This window comes from Yoonia sp. (genome assembly GCF_036007805.1).
Classification (GTDB): Bacteria; Pseudomonadota; Alphaproteobacteria; order Rhodobacterales; family Rhodobacteraceae; genus Yoonia.
In genome coordinates this window covers 1-1,720 of record NZ_DASYOK010000077.1, presented here as the reverse complement: position 1 = coordinate 1,720, position 1,720 = coordinate 1, and the positions used below count along the sequence as shown (strand labels likewise).

The 1,720-nt window shown below is 59.5% G+C and carries 1 protein-coding gene and 1 pseudogene; both read left to right on the top strand.

Annotation, left to right across the window (positions count from 1 at the left end):
• A partial coding sequence (locus tag VGP75_RS04840) for an aminomethyl-transferring glycine dehydrogenase (RefSeq protein WP_526025501.1) occupies positions 1-1,299 on the top strand: 1,299 nt, incomplete at its 5' end.
• A 167-nt stretch (positions 1,300-1,466) separates the two neighbouring features.
• Positions 1,467-1,720 (top strand): annotated as a pseudogene (locus VGP75_RS04835) (GNAT family N-acetyltransferase); the annotation flags it as partial.

Genomic DNA, 1,720 nt, shown 5'->3' with positions numbered 1-1,720 from the left:
GTGTCCTGGGACGAATTCGCGCTGCTGCACCCCTATGCGCCCCGCGATCAGGCCGAAGGCTATCACGAAATGATCGACGATCTGTCCGCGAAACTCTGTGATGTGACCGGCTATGACGCAATCTCGATGCAGCCCAATTCCGGTGCGCAGGGTGAATATGCGGGGCTTTTGACGATTGCGCGCTATCACGCAGAGCAGGCGCAGGGGCACCGCAACATTTGCCTGATCCCGATGTCCGCGCATGGCACGAACCCTGCCTCGGCACAGATGGTCGGCTGGACTGTGGTGCCGATCAAATCAGCTGGGAACGGTGATATTGATCTTGATGATTTCCGCGCCAAAGCAGAGCAGCATTCCGACAACCTTGCAGGCTGCATGATCACCTATCCCTCGACCCATGGCGTGTTCGAGGAAACCGTGACCGATGTGTGCAAGATTACCCATGACCATGGTGGTCAGGTCTATATCGACGGGGCCAATATGAACGCCATGGTCGGGCTGTCGCGCCCCGGTGATCTGGGGGGCGATGTCAGCCATTTGAACCTGCACAAGACCTTCTGCATTCCCCACGGTGGTGGCGGCCCCGGTATGGGACCGATCGGTGTGAAATCCCACCTGATCCCGCATCTGCCCGGAGATCCCAATGGCGGGACAGGGGCGGTGTCGGCGGCGGCCTACGGCTCGCCCTCGCTCTTGCCGATCTCTTGGGCCTATTGCCTGATGATGGGTGGTGACGGGCTGACACAGGCGACGCGCGTCGCGATCCTGAACGCCAATTACATCGCCAAACGGCTCGAAGGGGCGTTTGATGTGCTTTATAAAGGGCCAACCGGCCGCGTGGCGCATGAATGTATCATCGACACACGCCCCTTTGCGGATAGCGCAGGTGTGACGGTTGATGATATCGCCAAGCGCCTGATCGACAACGGTTTTCACGCCCCTACGATGAGCTGGCCCGTGGCGGGGACGCTGATGGTGGAACCCACGGAATCCGAAACCAAGGCTGAGCTTGACCGGTTCTGCGATGCGATGCTGGCGATCCGCGCCGAGATTGCCCAGATCGAGAACGGCCAGATCGACGCGGTCAACAACCCGCTCAAGAATGCCCCCCACACAATGGAAGACCTCGTGCTGGATTGGGACCGCCCCTATTCACGCGAAGTGGGGTGCTTCCCGCCCGGTGCCTTCCGGATCGACAAATACTGGCCGCCCGTGAACCGCGTCGACAATGTCTGGGGCGACCGCAACCTGACCTGCACCTGCCCGCCGATGACGGACTATCTGGAAGCGGCAGAATAGGCGCGGGATTAGGACCACCTAGCCGTAAAGCGCCGGCAGCCAACAAATGGTGCGCTGGCGTGTTCGGGCAGGTATGTGCAACAGACTTGCTGAAATCCTAGCGTTGGATCACATTGCAGGGGCAGCCGGCGCCGCCAAACGTATTCGGCTGAATATGGAGCACTGCAATGCACGATATCACGATCGCATTATGCGAGAGCCTGCCGCCCAAAGAAGAACTCGATGATATTTTGTCCCAGTACTATGCGCTCATCGTGGTCCGGATGCGGGAGATGGGCCTTGAGATTGATCCCGCTGCGCCAAAGAGTGCGCTTGCCGAGTTCTGGGCGCATGCGGACGATTATTTGCCTCCAAACGGCTGTCTTGTTGTTGCGCGCAAAGGGGATGGACAGATCGTTGGCTGTGGCATGATGAAGCGCCT